Genomic DNA, 22,416 nt, shown 5'->3' with positions numbered 1-22,416 from the left:
ATTTAAGGATTTGCTCGAGAAGTCGGGTGCATCAAACAGATGAATCTGTGGAAACCCAACCCAGATTGAACGATTTGATGCACTCTACAATCCCAATGATTTAATAGACTCGACTCGGGGGAAAAACAGAGTTAAGCGTTAGTTTGTACCTGAGACAACAACACCGCAAACCAGGGATGAGAATCAGTCCAAACCTGTAAAGTCGTTAACCCTTTAGACTTCAGATAAGCTTGCATTTGGTCTAAATTAAACTTGCGGGAAATTTCGGTGCGAAGGGTTTCTCCCGCTTCAAACTCAACCGTTAAGTCTAAACTGCGTAACTGCACCGTTTGCGATCGCCGACTTTTTAAGTGCATTTCAATCCGATGATCTTGTTGATTATAAAAAGCCCAATGTTCAAACTGCTGTAAATTAAAATTGCCGTCAAAACGGCGATTGAGATGTTGTAGCAGATTCAAATTAAACGCAGCCGTCACCCCTTGAGCATCATTATAAGCCGCTTCTAAAATGTGGAGAGGTTTTTGTAAATCAATCCCCAAAAGAAAATATTCTCCCGGTTGTAAAGCGGCGGTAATTTGAGAAAAGAATTGATCGGTTTCTGCGGGGGAAAGATTTCCCAAGGTACTCCCGAGAAAACCAATCATCCGAGTGGGTAAAGGAGGGGGATTAAGTTTGGCGAGCGCTTGTTCGTAGGTTCCAACCAAACCGTGAACGTGCAGAGAAGGATAATCTGCTAACAATTCATAAGCACTTTTTTCGAGCATTCCCCCGCTAATATCAATGGGTAAATAGCGGAGAGGATGACCGAGATTTTGGTAAGCATCTAGCAGAATTCGCGTTTTTGTCGAACTCCCACTTCCCAATTCTACCAGTTCACAAGGCCCGGTTAAACGAGCAATTTCCGAAGCACAATTTTTCAAGATCGCGGTTTCTGTGCGAGTCGGATAATATTCGGGTAACTCACAAATTTGCTCAAACAAAACCGAACCCCGGTCATCGTATAAATATTTAGGCGAGAGGGTTTTCGGGGTTTGAGTTAACCCGTGAATTACATCAGTAGCTTGAGCAATTTCCGATTCGAGAGAAGCGGTTTCACTGACCAAATTTTCGATCCACAGCCGTTTTTCGAGTAACGGGCGATCGCTTTGAGCGGAAGTTAATGGGTTTGAAATTTGCATTGCAACTTAGCTAGACGCAGCAATTGAGAAAAACGCCGACTTGTCCGGTCCGAATCAGATTTGACGGACAAATTTCAGACGATCCCGTTTGATATTGTCTCATAATCAGGAGCGAGGGTTGCACTGGTTTGATTCACTCCAACTGAAAGTTATTTCTTTTGGTGAACTCCATAATGGGTAAAACGCACTCTGACATCTATCTGCGGATGGGAGGGTAACAGCTATCGGAGGAATTGTGCTACGATCGCCACAGAATAGGGAGTGACATCCCTGATGTTATACACCCTGTTATGACAGTCCGCTATTGCTGTGGAAAACCCGCTCATGTGCGTCTCTCCGTCTGGTTCAGACTCAGGAAAAACTGCTTTTACTCCGAAAACATCTAGACGTTTGAAAACCCAGTCTTCTACTGAATTGTCACCCTTACCCCCGGTTACTCCCGAACCCGAAGCTGAACGGCAAGCATGGCAACTTCCATTTCATCTTCAGCATTGTAGCCGAACTTTACTGGCTGTTGTTGAACCTTGTGGCTTTAGGTTGCTTTATGGAAATCGTTCTTTTTGTCAGTTACTCGATCTTGACAGCGCTTACTTGTCTTCTGGGGATCATCAACTGAACATTTTCGATCAATTTCAAGCGATCGAAGGAATCAGTCTAGAACAACTTTATCGCTATCATTTAGTTGAAAAAATTCTGGAAAAATATTATCAAATCAATTTAGAATCTTTAGCAATTTCCGAGCAAACTGTTCTCGTTGAACCTCTATTTTTGAAACAAAAAAAACAGCGATTAATTCGCTTTTGGTTAAATACCCAAGGTTGCGAAATTCATCCCATCGATCCGAATGTTGATGAAGGAGATCTACTCCGCGATCGCCTACAACTTTCCCAACTGAAACGGCCGGGTAAACTGGCGGAAATCGCCCAACAATTCCCCCTAGAAAATTATCGGATTGAAGGGATGATTGTTTTAGAAGGAATTGAGGTCACTGGCGGCGAACAAAAACGTCGTTTGGTCAATCAACTTCTCAACCGGAATTTAATTCGTCAGCGTCAGGGTTGGGAACAAATCGAACAAAGTTTGAGAGGGTTATTCAAGGCAGATTATGGGATTCTGTTGCGGTTTAAAGGCAACAAAGCCAAGCTATCTTTTAGTTTGGATACCAAAGCCGCAGCCCCGACGGTTTATAACGTTGAAGCTTTAGAAGATTCTTATTTCTTTCAATCTGCTCGCCGCAATCAAGTGATGATTATCCCGGAATTACAGCGGGATTGTCCTACAGAATGTGAACGTCAACTCTACAATCAAGATCTTCGCTCTTTGTTGCTGATTCCGTTGGTGATTCAATCTCATTTTAGTCATTCTCCAGAGGAACAAATTCTAGGAATTATTGGACTGGGAAGCGATCAAAACGATCATTTTCATCCCGATGATCTTGAACTCGCCCAAGAATTAATTCCGGCTTTAATTACCGCTTTTCATTTTTCAACTCAGCAACGGTTGAGTAATATTCGCAATCTTCATCCTTCTGTGGAATGGCGTTTTTTACAAGAAGCTGAACGTCGCAGTTGGGGACTTTCACCGCAACCGATTGTTTTTGAACAGGTTTTTCCCCTCTACGGAATTTCCGATATTCGGGGTTCGTCAGAGGAACGAAATCGCGCCATTCAAGCCGATTTACTCGCTCAGTTTCATTTGGGGTTGGCGGTGATTGAAGCGGTTTGTCAGGCTCAACAGACGGCGCTCGGCGAACAATTGCGAGAAGATATCATCGAATATATTACTCAGATTGAAGAAAAAATAACCGTTGAGGGTGAAGTTCGGGCGACGGATTATTTAAAGACTCATTTAGAAATTTATTTTGATTATTTTTGTGAATGTTCGGCTGAGGTTGAAGCGGCGGTTCAGGCGTATCGCCAAGCTTGTGATAATCAGCACGGTTGTGTTTATACCGAACGATCGCGTTATGATGAAATGCTGAATTTAATTACAATTAGTCTACAAAAAAGATGGAATCAATGGCAAGATGAGATGCAAAAGATTATTCCTCATTACTGCGATGTCGAGTGCAGCGATGGGATCGATCATATGCTTTATGCGGGGAAATCAATTGATTCCCGGTTTAGTTTTTTTCATCTCAAAAGTTTGCGTTATGAACAGTTAAGAGCGGTTTGTGATTGTGCGAGAACGGCGTTAAAATTGAAAAGGAAAGGAGAAATTAGTTTGGAGTTAGCCCATCTAATTTTAGTTCAGCATACCACGATTGATATTTTTCACGATGAAAATACCGAACGAGTTTTTGATGTGCGAGGAACTCGGGATATTCGCTACGAAATTGTTAAAAAGCGGATTGATAAAGGGGTTGATTTAGAAACTCAAGAACGAATTACCCAAACCGGAAAACTCACGGTTGTTTATTCCACAGAGGAAGAATGGGAGGAATATCAGCAATATTTACGGTATTTAGCCCGTGAAAATTGGGTAGAGTCTCAACTTGAAATGGGTTCTGTTGCGCCTCTACCGGGTGTTAATGGTTTGAAATATGCTCGGGTTGAAGTGATTGCCGGTTCAGAAGAAGAATAAAAAGAAGAAGGGGTGCATGATTATCAAAAATTATACACCCCTCATCCTGAGTAGCATTCACTCATCAAACCCTTAATCAGGAGTTAAGGTCTCTACCTTAACAGATACTTCATTGCAAAATCAACCTTCACAAAATGGGAAATCCTTAAATCAAGGATAAAGGAAACTTAACAGTAAAAAAAGGACATTCAAGCACTTATTTTGCCACTGAGTTAACGAAATGATATCGGACAAATAAGTTACTCAAATCTTTGATTTATTTGGTTAAAACCACTTGTTTTTGAGAAGATTCTCGATCGGAAGTCGCCGTATTATCTTTAACTTCTAGTTCGCCGCCAGGGGCTTCCGGATGCAGTTTCACCTCATCATTGACTTGATCCTCGCCCTCAAATGACATCGCGGCCAATTCAGCTTCGCGCCGACGGTAAGACCAAAAACCCAGGCCGAACAAACCCGCAGTTCCCGTAGCCACGGCAATTCCAGCCGCTTTAGCGACATCATTTGAAGTCAATAAGTCCTTCCAACCGAAACCGACTTGATCGGGCGAGTTGAAGGCATTTGAGCCGGATTTCAACTTATTGTATAGACAAGCTTCCGCAGAAGTTGAACCTAAAATCACGCTTCCAGCGATAGTAACCGTTGAAAGAGCCGTCATCAAGAATTTAAATTGAGTCATGGTTATTTTAAGTCTGATAATTTAGTGTAATATCTTAATACAACTCCTAAAATTTTGCAGTAGATTTTTGTACCAACTTTCGTAAAACTTGTCATACTTAAAGATAAGTTGTACTAATACAAATTTAGTTGATTTGATATGAACCTTTTGACTCAAGTTCTTCACATTGTTGGCAGTGGCGCGAGTGCCTACATTACTGCTCGTAACCTTCGGGACGCCCAAACTCGCCCCAACTTACTGGCCGGCTTTCAACTGGCGGAGTCGGGTTCAGTTCCCTTTTTGGAGAAACTCCGCGATCGCGCTTTTGCCGAAGGAGACACCTGGCTCGCCGAACAGTTGGGACGTCACGCCAACGACGAAAAACGTCACGGTCAAATTTTCGCCCAGGCGCTCAAACGCCATCACAAACAAGTGATCGACTTCAAAAAACAGTCGGAAGCCGAACAAATTGCCGACCAACCGGAGAAAAAAGAACGTGAGCGCAGTCCGTTTTTTGATGCGTACTTCAAAGATTATACCTCCGAACAACTGAAAGCGGAAAATATCGACTGGATCGTGTTTATGGGGAGTACCTACATCCTCGAACTCGACGCCAGCAAGGACTTTGCACGCATGGCGAAGGTTTTACCCGATGAGGATGGGGTGACGGCCAGCACGAAAAAAGGCATTCTCAGCGTCGCCCAAGATGAAACCCGCCACGCCGCTTACCTGTTAGAAGCCTTACACCGTCGTTTGACTCCTGCCGAGGTTGCGAACGTTATCGATGAGTGGCGCTCTCGCAAAGTCGATGCGTTGTTGGCGATGGTGGGTAATTTTGTCGAACGTCAGGGCCAAATGCGATCGTTGGTTCAAGATGCGGCGCCTTCTCAAACTCACGAGGAAGCCCAATTAACAGAATTAACCGCAGCATAAAGAGAACTTAGCTGAGGCGATATTCATATCATGTCCGACTAATCAACAATCGTTCTGTAGGGGCGGGTTTTTTACAGTTTACAGTTTACAGTTTACAGTTTACAGTTATCGCTGAAAAACGGGTAACAGGTCACTAAAAACTGCACGGTACTTGTTCACTCACTGTTCACTGTTCACTGTTTAAACCGCCCCGCACCGATAACAGAATTAATCAAGCGCACATTATATAATTTTTCGACCCGGTATTTTCGCGGTTCCTGAAAGATATGAAGCTGTTGAAGAAACAATTCTCGCTGTTGATTGCAGTTGAAAACCCCAAGTTAAAGAAGATTATATTTCTGTCTTAACTCCGCATAAATCTCAGGATATTCTTCTTCTAACCAATCGGGTAATCCCTGCTCGGGATATTCAAGCTGTGGAATGATAGCATCAAAAATACCGATATCATCAACATCATCAAGACGGTTAAATATTACCACGTTACAGGGATTGTGATGAACATCTTCAAAACCATAACCGTTGAGGTCGAGTTCAAAATATTTTTGAACCGCTTTTGGAGATTGAATCGCATCTCCAACTCCAACAATTAATATTTTTAAATAACTGTGGTGGTTGAGTTTTTTACATTGCTTTCTGATTTCTTCCACAAATAAATTAAAATCAATGAATTCTCCATCAGTATAAATAAATACGAGACCTCCCCGATCTTCGGAGCGTTCTTCAAACCACTTATCCATTAAAGACTTAAACGTGGGGGTAATAAAAGAATCGCCAGTCGGATCGTTGGCTTCAAAACGTGCGTCAACTTCCCCATGATCGGTAATCTTGTAAAGATTCCGAGCGGGTCGATTTGTATTAAAAAAAGCCAGGGTGACTTGATCGGTTACTCGTTTCGATTCGGCGCCTTCACGAACTCTTAGAACTTTGGCAATATGTCCTTTAACTGAGTTCTTAATCGCAAAATAACGTTCTCTCGGATCTCTAGCCGTAATTTGATTGGTCATTGTTCCCCCCTTGGAAACTAAGAAGAAACAATCTCTATCATAAATCGATAAATTCTGATCCATCATCAATCTCCCAGAATTCAATTTGTCTTGTATTTTTTCGACCGCCCGAAAATGAGAGACAAGCACATCTTGGGTTCTCCAGTTTTGAACGATCCTTTCTTGAACTAACTTTTTGAGTTCTTGACTGATATTTTCATCTTCTATTTTAAGCCATTTAACCGCAAAATCACACAAAATTTGTGTTAAGAAAGGTTGCTCCCCGGTCAAACTCAGAATCTCTTGAAATAAAGCGTTGGGATTTCGAGTCACAACTGTCAGTTGGCTTTGCAAGGCGGGACATTCACCCCGAAGCCGTGATATCTCAAACACGATCATTTGATTGGCGTAACGGTTTGTAGCGGGGAAAAGTTTACGAGAATCGGCATTTGCTAAGAGTACAATAACAAAATTCGCAGTGCAAAGATGCTCTAAAAATATGCTGATTTCCGCCCGTTTTTTTAGATGTTGGCTCTCATCAAAAATTACCGGATTAACGGGTGAAACAACTCCTTTAATTTCAGTATAATAGTCGGAGTAAATTTTCGGGCGTTTAATAGATTCTATCAGGGTTTTCCAAAAGCTCAAAAATTTTTTCACAAAAGATTATCTCCTGTCTTGAGCCTTCAAATTAACTTTTGACTCAATTAAATCGATCAACCACGCTTCCCAAAAATTGGTAATTCCCAAGAGAAACTTAAACAAACGTATTTTGAATTTAAAATCCAAAGATTCCCAAAATCCTTCCGGTTCGGGAAAAGGATAAAAATCAGGAATGGGATAATAAATCCACCATTGATCCTCCGATTTTACCAGGGAAGATAGACCCCGCCAAACCCGTGCATTCCTGAAAGTTTCCTCTTTTTTTATCCCCGTAGATACGACCAGAACGCCCTCTGTTTTGGGAAGACAATACTCCCGCAGTTCTTCGGCGAGTAACCGCTTCATATCCGGGGAAATTTTAGCCAACTTGTTTAAGGTTTGTTCGGGCGACAGGGGTTGATTTTGTATCCTTTCTTCCGTATTTTGAGAATCGACCAAACCGAGTAATTCTTGAAAATTGCCTTGAAAACCGTTTTCGCCTCCCAACGTTACAGCTTGAGCAATTTTTTCAGTTAATTTTGGGTTGTCTTCCTCATCCAAAGCATTAGCCGCCAACATCCGAAATACCCGTTCAATCTCCTCAGAATCTTCCGCAATAAAAGCAACAGAAATCCGAATCGTTCTGGCCGAAAAATCCTTGCGTCCATCCGGTTGAATGGCGGTAATAATCAGCAGTAAAAGCCCCTGTTTTCGCGAGAGAACAACCGAAGGACTTTCGCTGTAAATTAAATGAATTGATTCATCTTCAAATTGAGTCGGAAGTCCATCAACTCGTTCCTCGCCTGTATCGGTAAGCTGCAACCAACAGTAACCATTATTTTGTTCAAAGCCGCGACTACGAATATAAATTTCCACCATTGTCTCCTCGTCTCAATTTAACGATGAATTCTGAAAAAATCATGTCCCTGTAAAATTTCAAAGGGTGTAACTTTGCGACAACCGGAAGCAAATCTTCGCAGGGCTTCTTTAAGATCATCATATCTTTGTAAGAAGTCATTAAATTTCGACCATAACCCCTTTTGGTTATCAATGTATTGCTTAATTAGAAACAGCAATAAATATCGCAAAGGTTGATCGGCATATCGGGTTTGCATGGGATCATCGACATGAATTTTATTCAGATACCATCTTTTAAACCGCCCCTTTTCTTCTTCCCATCCCCCACAAACAACACAACCAATTGTTTCGACCGGAGTAATAACAGCCGCTACATTTTTAACTTTGGGTGCGAGAATTTTTGTGATTAACCTTTCGTATTCTGCTTTGATCGCTTTTCCCAATTCGGCCTGATTTTTACCCGCTTGTAAAAAAGTTTCACATTTGACCGGGGCAAAAATAACCAAACGAGGTTCGGAAATGTTTTGATAGGCGGTTTCAATCAATTCGGTGATGTATTTGACTTGATTCACCTGTTCGTTGAAACGTCCTCCCCCCTTCATTAAAGCTAGAGTGTCAATGGTGACAATCACGGCCCCGCTATTGCTGACAACATCTCGATAATATTCTTGCTTTTTTGCTGAGGCGTTGGGAGCCAAATATTCTCCGGGAACATCGATAAATTCTAATTCTAATGACTCCCGCTTACCCAACCAATCTTTTCGATCCAAAGTAAAACTAAAATCTCTCGGTTCCTCCGTTGCTGTTATTCCCTGATCGGTTGCATCAAAATTTTCAATGAGTTTGAGAAGATCTTGATAACGGGCTTCTAAAATGGCTTCACTTTCCGGATCGGTTGATAATCTCAGTTCCGTCGGGGCGGTGGTTTGATTAAAGAATTTGTACATCACCGCCAAAAGACTGGTCTTTCCGACGGCGGCCGGCCCGAGCATAGCTACTCTTAATTTTAAGTTTGGCATTGAATTACTCTCCTCGTTTTTTAGACAGTTTAACAATCGGGATCGCTAAATGAATTCGACTTGATTAGTCGCCATCGCTTGTTCAATTAATTGTTCCCATTCCCGCTTTTCCAAACCGACTTTTTCTCCGAAATTATTCGGCCAAATTTCTGTACTTCTCTCCCGCATAAAATCCTCCCATTGTTTATCGATATCTTGAGAACGAACAACTTCATCGACAAATTCATCAATCACGGCAAAGGCGGCCAAACTGGGTTCTCCTTCAAATTTTTCTAGCGCTTCCCGACAAGCACAAACTGTATTTCTATGAAAAGTTGTCAGCACTTGATGAATTAATTTAACCAGTTCCTCCTCAGTTTTGTCTTTGACCGAGAAAACATCGCCGGCCCGGTCGGGATTGAGTTGTTCTAAGGCTTTGAGAATTCTATGTTGAAAATTGGAACGGTATGACATTTCAAAAGATACAAGGGTTTGAAATGCAGATTTAAGAACGGGATAATGTTCGGGAATTTCTTTGGCCATAAAATCAATAAATTCTATCCCTCTAGCCGAAGTTAAATTTCCCAAGCTGGTTTGAGTAAAAACATCGGCGACTTTAGCTTTGGCCGCATCTACATAGTCTTTTAAACCGTTGTCAACCGATCTAAAGTGAGTTCTTAAATGGGTTCTGATCGCATTCAAATTACTTCGGAAAACTCCGCCCCAGGTGGCGCCTGCCCCCAAACTATAGTACATCTGCCAAATTTCCTCTTGGGAAGGAATGCCCGTGTCTTCATTGCATTTTTGAATCAGCGAATCAATAATTGTTCCAAAGAAATCGGCATCTTTTTGATTTTGATCGGCATCTAATTCTTCCGGACAGAGTTCTTGAACGAGTTTCCTCAAACCAAAGGTTATCGAGTTGTCAAACTCTTTAAATAAATTGCGAAAAGCGACAACTTCAGTGATTGATTTAGGACTGGAAATGAAAGCGTGACGGGCTTTATCCAAGAACGTATTAATTTCGGTTTGCAGTTGTTTTAACTCCCGATTAACCCGCTCGGCATATTCTCCATCTAGGTCTAAAATATGGGTTTCTAAATAGTCAAGAACTTGGCTTAAAACCCCTGCCGCTTCGTTAGTTTCGGCGCAATTTGCAATCACGCAACGAGCCACTTGAATCCGCCCTTCAGTATCAATTCTATTTTTCGCTTCTTCGCAGTGTATGCCATTTTCTGCTATTCCCGGTTTGGGATTGCTGACTCGATTCAACACCATAAACGACCATTTTTTGATCGGTAATTCCACCAAAGCAGAGTTCGCCGTGTCGTAGAGTTTATAATCCGGTTCTTGCAACAATCTTTTGTCAGGCATATAAATAAACAAGCCAAAATCTACATCTTGTCCGAGACTTTGACGCAGCCTTTCTGTATCTCCGAGTACGGTATCTCCCAATCCTGGTAAATCAATTAAAGAAATTTTACCCACATCTTCGCAGGGAAATTGACAGAAGATTTTAACTTCCTGAACCGCCAAATAGTTAAATAAATTTTGATGGTTTGCTTCATCCGTTTGAGCCACATAGGTTCTGATTTCTTCCCGCGAAATTTGCTTGGGCGATGATTGTTGTAGCCAATGGCTGTAGCTGCTATGATTGGTGTGGCACTTGTCCAAATGAGCGTAGAGGGCTTTCGCTTCCGAGGTATTCAGCGTTAGTGGGGGGAGGGATGTGTTAATAAATTCTGCAAAATTTTTCGGCTTATTTCCCAGGTTTAAAAAATCGTAGTAGGGATAAATATTATGTTCTAAAAATGAGCGTTCCGTGTGGAAGTAGACCTCTCCAGAAGTGGAACGATTTGGAGCGTGAGAAATGGTGACGCGCACCCCGGTACAGTTGTTCATATTACCATCAGGAACTTCAACGTCAGTCAGTCCTGTTAAGGTTTGAATAAAACGGCTTTTACCCTGTCCGGCACGACCAACAAAGGCAATGGTTAAAGTCTGGCGGGAAAATCGTTTATGGAGCTTTTCTAGCTGTTGAATATTTTGTTTAACTTTGTTTTTCATCGGGTCAAACTGAAGTATTCGCAGTTTTTCAATGACGGCGATATCATCAATTTGAGTTAAAATTCGATTGCGATAGCCCTCCATGTTATTCAACTGTGAATCTAGAGATTCCAGATGGGTAATAATAGAACGAACTTTTTTCCCTCTTGGTTGACGCTTTTCCAAAATAGTAGCGATTCGGGTGGCGGTATCCATAAAATTATTATCCTGTTGGTTTGTATTCGCCTTCTTTTCAAACTGTATCCCATCCTTCATCCTGTTGGGTTGTGGGTTTTTCATCATTCGAGGAAACTTATTCATTTTTATTCCATCAACTTTGGCGGCTTCATCCGTCGCCCCGATTGCTCTAAGCAAGCACTCTATCGTATCGAGCGCCCGTTCAGTCATTTTGTCATCAAATTCTACTTCGTGTGCTTCTTGGTTTCGGGTGGTGAGAAGTTCGTAAACCCAGTTTTTATGTTTGATGTTTAACACTTGACTGAAAACTGTATTCCAGTTCTGAACAATTAATTTCAGCAGTTTTTGAGAGTCGAGAACTTTTAGAGGATATTGTTGTTCATCGGGACGAATAATTTTTCTGACTTCCGGAAGATTTTTCCATTCTTTCCCCAAAGATTTAGACATTTGTTTATTAACAAAAGGTCTGAGACTTTTTGCCAGTATTTTCAGACCTTTCTTGACAATCGCCGAATTTTCTAATTCTTGAATATTGGTATTTTCTATCTCGTCTGCTGGTTCATCCTCTGTTTGTCCGGTTCCACCGGCTAGTTTTTCTCGCATTTCATCAATCCACTCATAATTAAAAATTTGCTGGTAAATTTTATTGGCTATTTTTAATTGAGCCACCGGACCGTTAAAGGATTTAACAACCAATCCAGACATCAGTAAGTCCGCTTGACTTTCATCGTGGGGCTTAAATTTAATGTTATCTTGATTTAAAATTTTTTCATAAAGCGTTAAAACTTCAAGTTTTTTAGAAATTTGCTCGGGATTGATTTTGATAAATAAGTTTTCTATTCCTTGAAAATGATATTGGGGATCGTTATTTCTCCATTGATTCAACAAATGTTTGCGGATAATAAAATCAATATCATCTTCTAAATTCGGACTGGGAGAACGCAAATTTTCAATTAATAATTGACAGGAAAATTGGGTTAAAAACGGTTGTCCTCCCGTCCAGTAGAGAATTCTATCAATTAACTTTTTTGGTTCTGATGCAATCGGTTCTAATCCTTTTTGTAGCGGGATACAATCTCCTGATAAATAATCGAGTTCGGTTTTGGTTCCCAGATTGAGATTCGCATCGCTATCTTGGGTAAATTCTGAAGGTTTTGCGACTCCCAGTAACACAAAACTCAACTTTTGAAGGGCGGGATTTTCAACGTTATCAGAAATTGCTCTCACATATCTGATGAATGTATCTTGTAAATTCCAGCGAATTAAAGATTGAACTTCATCTAAGAAAATAACGAGCTTATCTTCGGTTAAGTTCGATAAAATTACCCGGACTAAAAAAAGAGTAAAAATCTCGCTGGACAGTAATTGTTTGTGGCTTTCCCAAAAGTCTAACAGTTGTGATGTTAAAGGTTCTGAGTCGGGTCTAGTTACACAGATTCGGTATAAAAGAGTAAACCAAAAATCTTCCTCAGCATTCACTTTTCCTAAACCGTGAAGGTTAACCATAACACAAGCAATATTGTCCTGACGAAGATGGTTAACGGTGCGGTTCATTAAGCTGGACTTTCCCATTTGTCGGGGAGCTAACACAAAACAAACGCGCTTTTCTCGGTGGATAATTTGCCCAAAATTATACAAGTCTTGATCGGCTTTTCTTTCAACATAAGTTTGCTCGTCCTCTAAAGTGCCACCTTTCCAACAAAAGTAGTTTTCAATATTCATCATTTTAGACTCCCAAATTATTTTCAAAGTAAATTTTATACAGTTCGCAGCGAATCTTCGGTTGACCCAGTTCAAATTTAATTAAACCCAATTTTGCCAATTTTTCCAGGTTTAAGCGATCAAAGTCTGCCGTTTCACCTCGAATAATTTTTATCAAACTTCCCTGCAAATTTGGGCTTTCATTCAAAATCTCTAAATATCTTTGTAGATGGTTATTAAACGGCTTGTAAGGGAGAAAGGTTGCTTGAGTGTGAAAATCATTGATATTAATGTTGTGCGTCGCCATGTCATAAAGCGCCAGATTCACCAGATAAGGATGTCCTGCTAATAAGTTCATCAGTTTGTTTGCATTTTCTACTCCTTCGCACCACTCCAAACCATAAATTTCAGATAATCCTAACAGGTGATCTGCTGTAAAATCATCTAATTCTATTGATGTACCCACATTTTGTAAGGGAGATTCTCTAAAATTATGTTGGGAATAGGGTTCTGTAGAATAAGCAATGACAAGACTCGGCCATTCCACAGTTTGTCCGTACAAATTTTTCATTTTTTCTTCAAACCAAGTCCGCAATAGCCAGAGAAAGTCGTCTTGAACTTCTTTTCCATAAATTTGGTCGATGCCGTCGATTAATAATAATTTGGGTTTTTTAATGGGTTTAAAAACCTGTTGTTCTAAGTAACGGGTACATCGCTCACCCGAACTTAATTTATCTAACAAACTCGATCTTGAACTGATTTCTAATTGGTAAGCTTGAGAAACGATTTCTGTAAACCGATCTAAAAAGCGGTCTATGTTATCAAATATTTCTTTATGCCCGGAAAATTTGCTGCTTTCTAAGTCTACATAACCGACAGACCATCCTTTGTTTTTAGCATGATTTTGTAATCGGATGAGCAAAGAGGTTTTACCCGTATGTTTGGCCGCCTTTATTTTTAAAAAAGCAGCCGTTTTTTCCGGTTTCATACTTTGGTCTAAATAGCGTTCACAAAGAGAGTCTGCACTTCTTTTGACATAAAGAGGACTGTCTAGGGGAACGCATCCTTCTAAAGAAGGCCCTCTATAGGTATAGTATTTGAGGGTGACTCGGTTGGGTCGTCTACCTTTTCCTCGTTGAATTTCAATTAATCCCTGTTTTTCGAGATTATTTAAAAAATGTCTGGGTTTGTTTTCATCGGAAAAATGAAGTTGATTCCCCTCCAAGATTTTTAAAAATTGGCTAACCGGAAGATCGGTAGTCCATCCCCTCTGAATTAAATACTGCGCTAAAACTTCAAACCATTTTTGTTCGTCATCACTTAGGCTGGTGATGTATTCTTTTAGTAAAATGCGATTGTTAGAACGATCATTCATGTTCCTATAACACTGAGAACGGTTACAGTTGATTGTATTTTAATTCTATTAACCCGAGCAACCCTTAAATTTGATTGTGGGTCAAGATAGATTTGTTGTCAATGCCTACAATTCTTAAAATATCTTTTCTAATTCATCAATTTTACATTGTTTTTCCAGTTTAATTGTTTAGTCTCTGTACTACAAATGAATAAAAACTTCAGTAAGTATGGCGATCGCCCTGTACAAGGATGATACCGCTCAAGACTGGAGGCGGCAAAATCTTTCCAAAAGTCGCAGGTAGTCCGCCTGGAAAGGGCGGAGGCGACTGCAAGCACGCGATCGCCGTGTATGGGGTTTGTGAATTTTCGCGCACAACGCCTTTACCGTTGGGATTTGGTAGAAAAGTTTAAGAATTCTCCCCCAAGTTTTGGTAATTTATCGGTTGGGCTACTCCCGATCCGGTTTCAATTTCCATCAAACCTGCATAAGCTCCTCAAAGCGGGAAATAGGTTATTGTGAGCGAACAAATGTTAAAACCCACTTGATAGGCTCGCTCCAGTTTAACTTCTACAATGGCTCTAGATTATGTTTTTCCCCAAATTTCTAAAAGTAGCTACGCTGACTCTATTGTTTTCCAATCCCTTTTTCCTGGAATCTTTCAGCAACCATCGATTTCCGTTTGTAGAATCTGCGGCGCAAGCGCAAACGGTGTTTACCTCTTCATCACACCCAAAACAATGGCAAAAGATGACTTCAAAAGAGGCTAATTTTACCGTTTTGATGCCTCCGGGAAATCCCCAACAAGAAACTCTTGACAATTCCGAAGGTCAATATCAGTTTAAAGTTCAAAGGTATATTCTCTCCGATGAAAACGGAATTTCTTACTTAGTTGCCTATACAAACGATCTTTCTTTTGTCCCCAAATCTTTGACTCCCGAGCAAGCCGAAATCTTCTATGATAAATTTAATGAAGGTATACTTACTAACAATCCGGAAGCGAAAGTTATTTCCAAACGTCAAATTACTTTAAAGGGTGTTGTCGGTCAAGAAACGGACATAGAAATTTCCAATGGTTCATTAATGAAAGTGAGAGTTTTTCTGGCGAACTCCCGTCTTTATGTACTCATGGTACGAATGCCGACGCCTTCACTTGCCAAATCGTCCAATGTCGCCCAATTTCTTAATTCTTTTGATTGGGTTGATGGTCAAGCTCCGGTGGTGTCCAAAAAAAGAACTTCAAAAAAACAGACTAAAGTTTATTCACTCGACCAATCTCTACAGTTGAAGTGATGGGAATATTTCTGAGTTGTCATCATTTCTCCTCTCATACAATTAAGGCGAGCAAAAATTCGAGGATTAATTATCTCTCCTTCAGTACCTTCAATAGTATTGCTCGCCAGCAAGGTTGAAGTCATATCCTTTGAATTATCCTGATAAAAAATGAATCCAAACCGTAGATTAATATAGCTGCCTTTGTCAGAGTTGCCAATCTGCCAAAAGGTTGAATAGCGATGATATCAGCAGTGCTTTTCAGCCGCCAATTTATTCGGAACCCGCCCGAAAAAAGACCGCTTTATTCTTGATTTAATTGAGCGGTAACACTACCATTAACTTGATTGGGTAAATTGCGAAAAACCAGGGTATAAATATCAGTTGGCATATCAATATTTGCCTGTTCTAAGGCTTCCTTGATGGCTTGAGTGACGTTGGAAGTTGTTGCTAAATAGCCCGCCCGTCGAGAATCAACCCAAAACCGCACCTCTAAATTAACGGTACTGGGTGCTAATTCTTTGACTAAAATATCAGGCTCGGGATTGTTTTCGACATCCGACATTTTATTGAGAACATTTAAAATAATTTTCTGGGCGGTACTGAGATCTTCACTGTAATCAATTCCCACAATTACTGAACTGCGACGGCGGGGAGAAGCGGTATTATTTATAATACTGGCTTGGAAGACTTCTTGATTGGGAATATAAACCAAACGCCCGTCATAAGTTTTTAGGGTTGTTCCCCGCAGTTGAATTTGAGTAATCGTTCCTTCAAAATCTTCAATTACTACCTGATCGTTAATTCTAAATGGACGAGCCGCGAGTAAAATTACCCCAGAAATATAGTTACTTAAAACATCTTTGAGACTAAAACCAATGGCGACGCTGGTTAGTCCCAAAGCACCCAAAAGGGCGGCAAAATCCAATCCTAAAACAGCCAAAGCCACAATAGTTCCCAGCACCCAAACCCCGCCATAACTTAATCGCCCAATTAAAATTTCGGTGGTCGAATCGCCTTCGGTTTTTTGCGCCCATTTAAAAGCAGCGTAGCGAACACCGCTAGCAATTCCCCAAGTGAACAGAATAACGATTAAAAAGCCGATAAATGCAGGTAAATTGCTAATCGTATCTCTGAAAAATTGACGGATAGTTTCATACAAACGCTGTCCGACATCGATAGCTAAGGGGCGTTTATCAAAGGCTTCATTGAGTTGATCGGCCCATCTTTTCGCGAGGGCTTCTAATTCCAAACCAAAATCTTCAGCATCTTGCTGAGTTACGGTCATTAAAATGCGATTTCTAACCTGTAACGTCGCAATATTTTGATTGGGATTGAGATTAACTGTAACGGGGGGAACAGTATCCGTTTGAGAGATTAAACTCGTAATTCTGCGGTTAATAATTTGAGCGCGATTTGTAGCACTAACTTCGGCTAAACTTCCTACCTGAAAAATGGGTCTTCCTCGCACTAAAACATCGGAAAAATATAAACCGTCTTGACTTTGATTGGCTGGACTCGCGGGTGATTGTTGCGGGGTAGGAACGGCAACATCTTCAGTTTGAGCCAAAGTCAGGGGAGTAATGAAAAACAATGCTGTTACAGCAATAAAAAGAGTTAAGGGTAGCCAAATTTTTCGACGCAATAATAACTTTAAATGTCTCATCTATATAATTTTAATTAACAGTCAAGTCTAATCAAAGCTTAAAAAATAACACAAATAAGATAAGTTATTTGGAGCGATTTTACTTCTATCCTAAGATAGATAATTGTCTGAGACGCTTCAAACCCAATTATCAGGCTTTACTCAGCATTGAGAGGTATTCTCATTTTTATTGAGATTTGGCTGGTTAACCAGAGGTAACACATGAATTCAGAGTCTCCATTTCACGAGGGTGAACTTGAGGTACAGCAACGGGTTGGGGAAACCCAGTCAGCCCAAAAAAATGGTCGAATTATTGCGTCGGCGATCGCCGAAAATGCTATCAAATTTATTGAACAACAACCGATGGTGATACTCGGAAGTATTGATCCTCAACAAAATTTGTGGGCGTCTGTATTATTAGGATCTCCGGATTTTGTAAACGTGGTAAATTTACAAAAAATTCAACTTAATTTAACTCGGATATTTCGCAATTTTTACGATCCCTTTTGGACGAATATTCAACATGATTCTCGGGTGGGTTTGCTGTTGATTGACTTAGAGAATCGTCGCCGAGTGCGAATTAACGGACGCATTGTTAAACAGGACCATGAACAATTAGAAATTGCGGTTGAGGAGTCCTATCCCAACTGTTCAAAGTACATTCAACGGCGACATTTAGTTCAGACAAAAAGCTCTAATTTGATAGCAATAAAACGTCAAGGAGAGCAATTAGAAGCCGCTCATAAAATCTTGATTAATTCATCAGATACATTCTTTGTTGTCAGCGCTTATCCGAGTCGAGGTGTTGATACGTCTCACCGAGGAGGAAATCCGGGTTTTGTGCGAGTTTTGGATGATAAAACTTTGCGAATTCCTGACTATGTGGGGAATAGTATGTTTAACACACTCGGAAATTTTGCCGTTAATCCTCGGGCGGGATTGGTGTTTTTAGATTTTCAGAATAATCGGATTTTACAACTCACAGGTGAGGCTGAAATCTTGTGGGAATTAGACGATCCGACTCACGAAACTGGAGGGACAAAACGCTATTGGAATTTTACCGTTAAACAGTGGTTAGAGACTCAACTCACCCAATCCTTTGATTGGGAATTTATTGATTATTCTCCTCACAATCCCTCCTAGTTTTTTTTGTGGATAAACTCAATAAAAAATGAATTACCAGGGTAGCACTTCGCCATTGGAATGCCAAAATGTTCCGGTATTTTCTAGGTTTAATTCGTCAATTCGAGCCAGTAACCCCTTGACGGATTCTTCGGGAGTAATTCCCGAGTCTGTAAAGTTTGTCATCCGAGTTTTGACCAATCCGGGGTGCAGAATTGCCACTGCAATTTGACGAGGTTTTAAATCAAGGGATAGGGATTTTCCCGCCATTGACAAGGCTACCTTTGACATTCGATAACCGTAAGAACCCCCAGAGGTATTATCTTCTATTGAACCCATTCTGCTGGTCATTAGGATTACTTTTGAACCGCTTTTTAGGTTAGGGAGTAACGCATGAGTTAACCGTAAAGGCCCAATTGCATTGACTTCAAATTGTTTGCGAATACTCTCAAAATTAAGGTTTTCAAGGCTAATTCTTTCGACAATTCCCGCATTGTTAATTAATACATCAATTTTGCGATCGCCCAAACGTTCAACCAAGTCAGAAACACAAGCTTCTGAAGTCAGATCTACATCCGTTTCGATTTGCACGTTTAAATCTTTTAGTTCATCGGAAACTGAACGACAAACCGCAATGACATCATCTCCTCGACGCTGAAGCTGGCGACAATATTCTAAACCAATTCCTCGATTTGATCCCGTGACCAGATAAGTTGCCATTTTGAATTCTCTCCAAATCAGAAAAGTATCTGTTTGTTAGAGTTTAAACTGATTCGGGAAAGAGGTCAAATCTAATTTAAACCTGATGCCAAGCTGCATAAAAATCAGCATAGGACATCTGTTGAGCAGCATACCACAACAATTTATAAATTTCTAGGGTTTGCGGAGAACGCTCGCCTTGATTGGCTGCAATTGCGTAATTTTTTAATGCTGTCACAACTTGAGAAAACTGTTCGGAAATCAGTCCATTTATTAAAATTTCTACGGTGCGTTTATAAACTCCTGGTGTTTGTTCAGAAATCTGTAAACTTTCAATTAAAATTAAGATAGCTTGTTCATGTCCGGGTTGTAGTTTAAGTAAAGAAATTGCATATTTTCGTTTTAATGTCATCTCGGATGCTGTAGCCAGTCTATTTTCTAAGATATCCCGGGTTTTATCGAGATTATTTTGTCTTTTGTTACCTTTAATTTTAGAGGATTGAGAGGAAGATTTATTCCCGGTAAAGTAACAGTTTAAAAGAGGATGTTCGGGTTTAATTTCTCGTAAATCTTTGAACAAACGCGACCGGATTTTTTTTGAGGTTGAAGGAGATTGAATCAGATTAACTAAAGTGTTAATTGCAGTTGTATTTCCGGGGTCTATTTTTCCCAGTCGATAGGCGACTTTACGACGAAGACTATCTTGGGAAGCAGAATGTAAAATGTCTGTTAAAGTATTGATCGCGACAGGATGAGCAATATTCACCTGTCCCAAACTGTAAGCAATTTCCATCCGAGTCGTATCCTCCGATGCCGTTTCTAATAATTTTAATAAAGTCTTTTCTGCAACTTTGTTACCCCGGTCAAAACTTTTACCTAAACTGTAAGCAGCCCAACAAGAAAGCGGCCGATAATTGATGGATTGGACAAAGTTTTCTAGGTGTTTAATCACTCGCTGTCTGTCTGTAGAAAATAGGGTATTTTTTGCTCTTTCTACAATCAGCCCAGGTAACATTACTCTTTTTCGTAGCGTCGGATCAAATTCACCATAGCACCAGCAAATTAATTGATGAATAATTTGATCGGCTTGACTAAATTCGGTAAATTCTGGCAATCCAGAAGCAGCCAAAAAGTAGGCTTGATATTGATAAAATTGCCCACAATTATCATCAAAGGTTATTAAGGCTTGGAGAAATTCTTCTTTCTCTGAGTTGTCTATATCTAACCGACCGATCCAAAGTAAAATAATCTCTCGCCATTGCGTTTCAAAAATCGGCAGTTGAGGAGAAGATTTATCCATGAAAAATTGCCAATTTTCAACCGCTTGAGCCGCAAAATATTCTTGAAACGTTGAATGATAGAAAGCATAAACTCGATCTCCTGTTGTCGAAGAAATCCCGACAGGATGCAACCAACCGAGTTGTAAAGCTAAAGCAAATAAGTCAATTTCATCGGTATCAAGAACGCTTTCGATAAAAGATTGACTGAAACGAAACTTCATCTCAACTTGATAAAATGCGTTTAATGCTAACTTTCCGAGAACTTGATTTAATCGTTGACGCTCGGCTAGACTGGTCGGAAATCTATCCTGTTTCCACTCATAAAGTGCCTGTATAAATTGATTATAGAGTGCAGCTTTTGTACTGGGAAAATTACCTTGCATCACCGTCCAAATTCGACAAATAAGCGCCAAACACAGGGGATTTTTTACCGTGTCCCGAATTCGGTGACGTTCCCGTTTTTCAAGTTCAACACAAAGACTATTTCCCCGGTAAAGCTGTTCTTGAAACCATTTTTTGATAAACTGTTCAACTTGATTATCCGATTGATAATTGTGATTACAGAAGCTAAGATTCCGATAGGTTACAAAATCTTCTAGGGGATTTTTACCCATTTCCCAAACGTTAATCCGACAGGTGAGAATTATATGAGCATTTGCTATCCACCCCCGCAATTGACGGGCAATTGAACTTAAAGCTAAACTGGATTCAATCCCCATTTCATCAATTGCATCTAACAGCAACCAAACCCGTTTTTGTTGAAATAATTCCGCAAACTCTTGTTGTAATTCTGGAGAAATAATAACTTGGCGCGTGGCAGCTTTTAACCAATCATTGAGTAAATAATCTTCTAAATTTTCTCCTTGTAAATCTGCCATACTAATCCAAATTGGTAAAAATTTATGTTCTAACAATTCTTTCGCTATTCGTTGTAATAAGGTCGTTTTTCCCGATCCCGGTTCTCCAATAATAGCAATGCGTTGAGTGTTTTTTACCGAAAGTAATTGTTGTACAAATAACTCGGGGTTGATTGTATCTATACTGTCAATATTCTCAACATCATTAATTTCCCAACTGCCATCACTTTGTAGTTCCGTTTGCGATCGCCATTTGACCAAACAGAGAGGAACATAAACTTCCTGAAGTTCAAAGGTAACACCATCACTAACCGTTAACGGATTTGTTGTTAAACGTTGAATTTGTTGCGTCTCCAGACTGTCTTTAACCCATTGAAACCAACGATAAAACTGTTGATTTTTGATCGGGTTTTGAGGGAAAGAATCATCAGAAATTTTCGGGGTTTGAGGCGGTTGATCTTCTGGATAAATTCGTTTGTATTTTTGAGGATGTCGTTGTTGCCATTCTTGATCAAACTGTTGTAAAATAGCTGTGCGATCGCGTCGTTTGTACCAAAATGTTAGGGTAAAATGCCAAGTTTCCGAACCCCGTCGCACCGGACGATGATCTTCTAAAATTTCTAAAAAATCCGTTAGACGATTTAAAGCTTCTTTAATTTGAGGAATAGTTAGAGGATTTTCCGTCAGTGTCATCAACGCTTCGAGAAACCGCAGCTTCGTTTGTACGATTAATTGTCGGTCATTTTTCCAATCGGTTTTAATCTCTCGTTGCAAGCGTTCCAGGGCGATTTCATCACAGTCTAACTCATCGTTTGCATAGTCTAGCAAAGCGGCGAGTAGCTGTTTCGTGCGTTTTTTGGCCTGAGGGCCATAACTGGTTCGCGGCATTTTTTCAACAAAGTTGGGGGAATCCCCCATCTCAACAACTTCCCCTATCTCTCAAGTGTAGTCTATATCTGGCTTGGCGGCGTCAAGCTGAAAATTCGATTGGGGGAATCTTGTCACTTTATCTTATAAACATAGCAAACGGGAAGCAAACCAAAAGTTAGAAATAACACAGGTTTTCAACCTAATTGTTTATGTGGCGGGTCGCTTAATTGGTAAAGCGCAATTTTGCCCTTTGGGACGCAGATTGAGGGTTATCGTTTATACTACGAATCCCCCCTTAATCGCCGAGATGCGGGTTCAAATCCCGCTCCGCTACACCAAATAAAGTTCAATAGTTTCTGTCCGAAAATCAAGCTTAATTTATGAGAATTCATGTGGCGGGTAGCTTAAATGGTAAAGCGCACTTTTGCCCTTTGGGACGCAGATTGAGGGTTATCGTCTGTACTACGAATCCCCCCTTAATCGCCGAGATGCGGGTTCAAATCCCGCTCCGCTACACCAAAAAAATTCTGAAATTAAAATCA

At 40.3% G+C, this 22,416-nt stretch carries 15 protein-coding genes and 2 tRNA genes; 7 read left to right on the top strand and 10 right to left on the bottom strand.

The features are described from left to right. Positions 1-131: 131 nt before the first annotated feature. Complete coding sequence (gene egtD / locus ACL6C3_RS16670; RefSeq protein ID WP_413160051.1) at positions 132-1,178, bottom strand: L-histidine N(alpha)-methyltransferase; 1,047 nt, start codon at positions 1,176-1,178, stop codon at positions 132-134. 324 nt (positions 1,179-1,502) lie between these two features. On the opposite strand from egtD, the gene ACL6C3_RS16665 reads away from it, so the two are divergent. Further along, on the top strand, positions 1,503-3,761 hold the full coding sequence (locus tag ACL6C3_RS16665) for a GAF domain-containing protein (protein WP_413160050.1): 2,259 nt from the start codon (positions 1,503-1,505) through the stop codon (positions 3,759-3,761). A gap of 256 nt (positions 3,762-4,017) precedes the next feature. Here ACL6C3_RS16665 and ACL6C3_RS16660 read toward each other — a convergent pair whose 3' ends face one another. Further along, on the bottom strand, positions 4,018-4,437 hold the full coding sequence (locus tag ACL6C3_RS16660) for a hypothetical protein (RefSeq protein WP_413160049.1): 420 nt from the start codon (positions 4,435-4,437) through the stop codon (positions 4,018-4,020). A 138-nt stretch (positions 4,438-4,575) separates the two neighbouring features. Here ACL6C3_RS16660 and ACL6C3_RS16655 point away from each other — a divergent pair, with 138 nt between their 5' ends. After that, on the top strand, positions 4,576-5,349 hold the full coding sequence (locus tag ACL6C3_RS16655; protein ID WP_413160048.1) for a ferritin-like domain-containing protein: 774 nt from the start codon (positions 4,576-4,578) through the stop codon (positions 5,347-5,349). 320 nt (positions 5,350-5,669) lie between these two features. Here the strand turns inward: ACL6C3_RS16655 and ACL6C3_RS16650 are convergent, their stop codons facing one another. The 5 genes from ACL6C3_RS16650 to ACL6C3_RS16630 are packed head-to-tail and all read right to left on the bottom strand — an operon-like array spanning position 5,670 to position 14,150. Beyond that, on the bottom strand, positions 5,670-6,992 hold the full coding sequence (locus tag ACL6C3_RS16650) for a vWA domain-containing protein (RefSeq protein ID WP_413160047.1): 1,323 nt from the start codon (positions 6,990-6,992) through the stop codon (positions 5,670-5,672). 6 nt (positions 6,993-6,998) lie between these two features. Continuing rightward, the gene (locus tag ACL6C3_RS16645; RefSeq protein WP_413160046.1) at positions 6,999-7,853 is read right to left on the bottom strand and encodes a hypothetical protein; all 855 of its coding nucleotides are present in this window, start codon (positions 7,851-7,853) and stop codon (positions 6,999-7,001) included. Between the two features lie 17 nt (positions 7,854-7,870). After that, complete coding sequence (locus ACL6C3_RS16640; RefSeq protein ID WP_413160045.1) at positions 7,871-8,851, bottom strand: TRAFAC clade GTPase domain-containing protein; 981 nt, start codon at positions 8,849-8,851, stop codon at positions 7,871-7,873. Positions 8,852-8,896: 45 nt separating this feature from the next. After that, the gene (locus tag ACL6C3_RS16635) at positions 8,897-12,799 is read right to left on the bottom strand and encodes a Swt1 family HEPN domain-containing protein (RefSeq protein WP_413160044.1); all 3,903 of its coding nucleotides are present in this window, start codon (positions 12,797-12,799) and stop codon (positions 8,897-8,899) included. A 1-nt stretch (position 12,800) separates the two neighbouring features. After that, the gene (locus tag ACL6C3_RS16630; protein WP_413160043.1) at positions 12,801-14,150 is read right to left on the bottom strand and encodes an AAA-like domain-containing protein; all 1,350 of its coding nucleotides are present in this window, start codon (positions 14,148-14,150) and stop codon (positions 12,801-12,803) included. Positions 14,151-14,380: 230 nt separating this feature from the next. Between ACL6C3_RS16630 and ACL6C3_RS16625 the strand changes: the two genes are divergently transcribed. Both ACL6C3_RS16625 and ACL6C3_RS16620 read left to right on the top strand, forming a co-directional pair. Further along, positions 14,381-14,542: a hypothetical protein gene (locus ACL6C3_RS16625; RefSeq protein WP_413160042.1), complete on the top strand. Its 162-nt coding sequence runs from the start codon at positions 14,381-14,383 to the stop codon at positions 14,540-14,542. Between the two features lie 337 nt (positions 14,543-14,879). Next, positions 14,880-15,422 (top strand): hypothetical protein, encoded by a 543-nt coding sequence (locus ACL6C3_RS16620; RefSeq protein ID WP_413160041.1) that lies wholly within the window; start codon positions 14,880-14,882, stop codon positions 15,420-15,422. A gap of 283 nt (positions 15,423-15,705) precedes the next feature. Here the strand turns inward: ACL6C3_RS16620 and ACL6C3_RS16615 are convergent, their stop codons facing one another. Continuing rightward, the gene (locus ACL6C3_RS16615) at positions 15,706-17,067 is read right to left on the bottom strand and encodes a mechanosensitive ion channel family protein (RefSeq protein WP_413160040.1); all 1,362 of its coding nucleotides are present in this window, start codon (positions 17,065-17,067) and stop codon (positions 15,706-15,708) included. 201 nt (positions 17,068-17,268) lie between these two features. Between ACL6C3_RS16615 and ACL6C3_RS16610 the strand changes: the two genes are divergently transcribed. Further along, on the top strand, positions 17,269-18,189 hold the full coding sequence (locus ACL6C3_RS16610) for a pyridoxamine 5'-phosphate oxidase family protein (protein WP_413160039.1): 921 nt from the start codon (positions 17,269-17,271) through the stop codon (positions 18,187-18,189). 33 nt (positions 18,190-18,222) lie between these two features. Here the strand turns inward: ACL6C3_RS16610 and ACL6C3_RS16605 are convergent, their stop codons facing one another. Beyond that, complete coding sequence (locus tag ACL6C3_RS16605; RefSeq protein ID WP_413160038.1) at positions 18,223-18,888, bottom strand: SDR family oxidoreductase; 666 nt, start codon at positions 18,886-18,888, stop codon at positions 18,223-18,225. A gap of 76 nt (positions 18,889-18,964) precedes the next feature. After that, positions 18,965-21,922: an NACHT domain-containing protein gene (locus tag ACL6C3_RS16600; protein ID WP_413160037.1), complete on the bottom strand. Its 2,958-nt coding sequence runs from the start codon at positions 21,920-21,922 to the stop codon at positions 18,965-18,967. 163 nt (positions 21,923-22,085) lie between these two features. Between ACL6C3_RS16600 and ACL6C3_RS16595 the strand changes: the two genes are divergently transcribed. Beyond that, positions 22,086-22,212 (top strand) — tRNA-OTHER (locus tag ACL6C3_RS16595). Positions 22,213-22,266: 54 nt separating this feature from the next. Next, positions 22,267-22,393 (top strand) — tRNA-OTHER (locus ACL6C3_RS16590). Positions 22,394-22,416 lie beyond the last annotated feature (23 nt).

This window comes from Capilliphycus salinus ALCB114379 (assembly GCF_047276495.1).
Lineage (GTDB): Bacteria > Cyanobacteriota > Cyanobacteriia > Cyanobacteriales > Microcoleaceae > Capilliphycus > Capilliphycus salinus.
Note: the sequence above shows the minus strand (reverse complement) of the source record. Positions and strands in the feature narration are given on the sequence as shown.

Excerpts from the sequence above, each read along its gene's own strand:
- egtD (WP_413160051.1), bottom strand. The coding sequence starts at position 1,178 with ATGCAAATTTCAAACCCATTAACTTCCGCTCAAAGCGATCGCCCGTTA.
- ACL6C3_RS16665 (WP_413160050.1), top strand. The coding sequence starts at position 1,503 with ATGTGCGTCTCTCCGTCTGGTTCAGACTCAGGAAAAACTGCTTTTACT.
- ACL6C3_RS16660 (WP_413160049.1), bottom strand. The coding sequence starts at position 4,437 with ATGACTCAATTTAAATTCTTGATGACGGCTCTTTCAACGGTTACTATC.
- ACL6C3_RS16655 (WP_413160048.1), top strand. The coding sequence starts at position 4,576 with ATGAACCTTTTGACTCAAGTTCTTCACATTGTTGGCAGTGGCGCGAGT.
- ACL6C3_RS16645 (WP_413160046.1), bottom strand. The coding sequence starts at position 7,853 with ATGGTGGAAATTTATATTCGTAGTCGCGGCTTTGAACAAAATAATGGT.
- ACL6C3_RS16640 (WP_413160045.1), bottom strand. The coding sequence starts at position 8,851 with ATGCCAAACTTAAAATTAAGAGTAGCTATGCTCGGGCCGGCCGCCGTC.
- ACL6C3_RS16635 (WP_413160044.1), bottom strand. The coding sequence starts at position 12,799 with ATGATGAATATTGAAAACTACTTTTGTTGGAAAGGTGGCACTTTAGAG.
- ACL6C3_RS16630 (WP_413160043.1), bottom strand. The coding sequence starts at position 14,150 with ATGAATGATCGTTCTAACAATCGCATTTTACTAAAAGAATACATCACC.
- ACL6C3_RS16625 (WP_413160042.1), top strand. The coding sequence starts at position 14,381 with ATGATACCGCTCAAGACTGGAGGCGGCAAAATCTTTCCAAAAGTCGCA.
- ACL6C3_RS16620 (WP_413160041.1), top strand. The coding sequence starts at position 14,880 with ATGACTTCAAAAGAGGCTAATTTTACCGTTTTGATGCCTCCGGGAAAT.
- ACL6C3_RS16615 (WP_413160040.1), bottom strand. The coding sequence starts at position 17,067 with ATGAGACATTTAAAGTTATTATTGCGTCGAAAAATTTGGCTACCCTTA.
- ACL6C3_RS16610 (WP_413160039.1), top strand. The coding sequence starts at position 17,269 with ATGAATTCAGAGTCTCCATTTCACGAGGGTGAACTTGAGGTACAGCAA.
- ACL6C3_RS16605 (WP_413160038.1), bottom strand. The coding sequence starts at position 18,888 with ATGGCAACTTATCTGGTCACGGGATCAAATCGAGGAATTGGTTTAGAA.
- ACL6C3_RS16600 (WP_413160037.1), bottom strand. The coding sequence starts at position 21,922 with ATGGGGGATTCCCCCAACTTTGTTGAAAAAATGCCGCGAACCAGTTAT.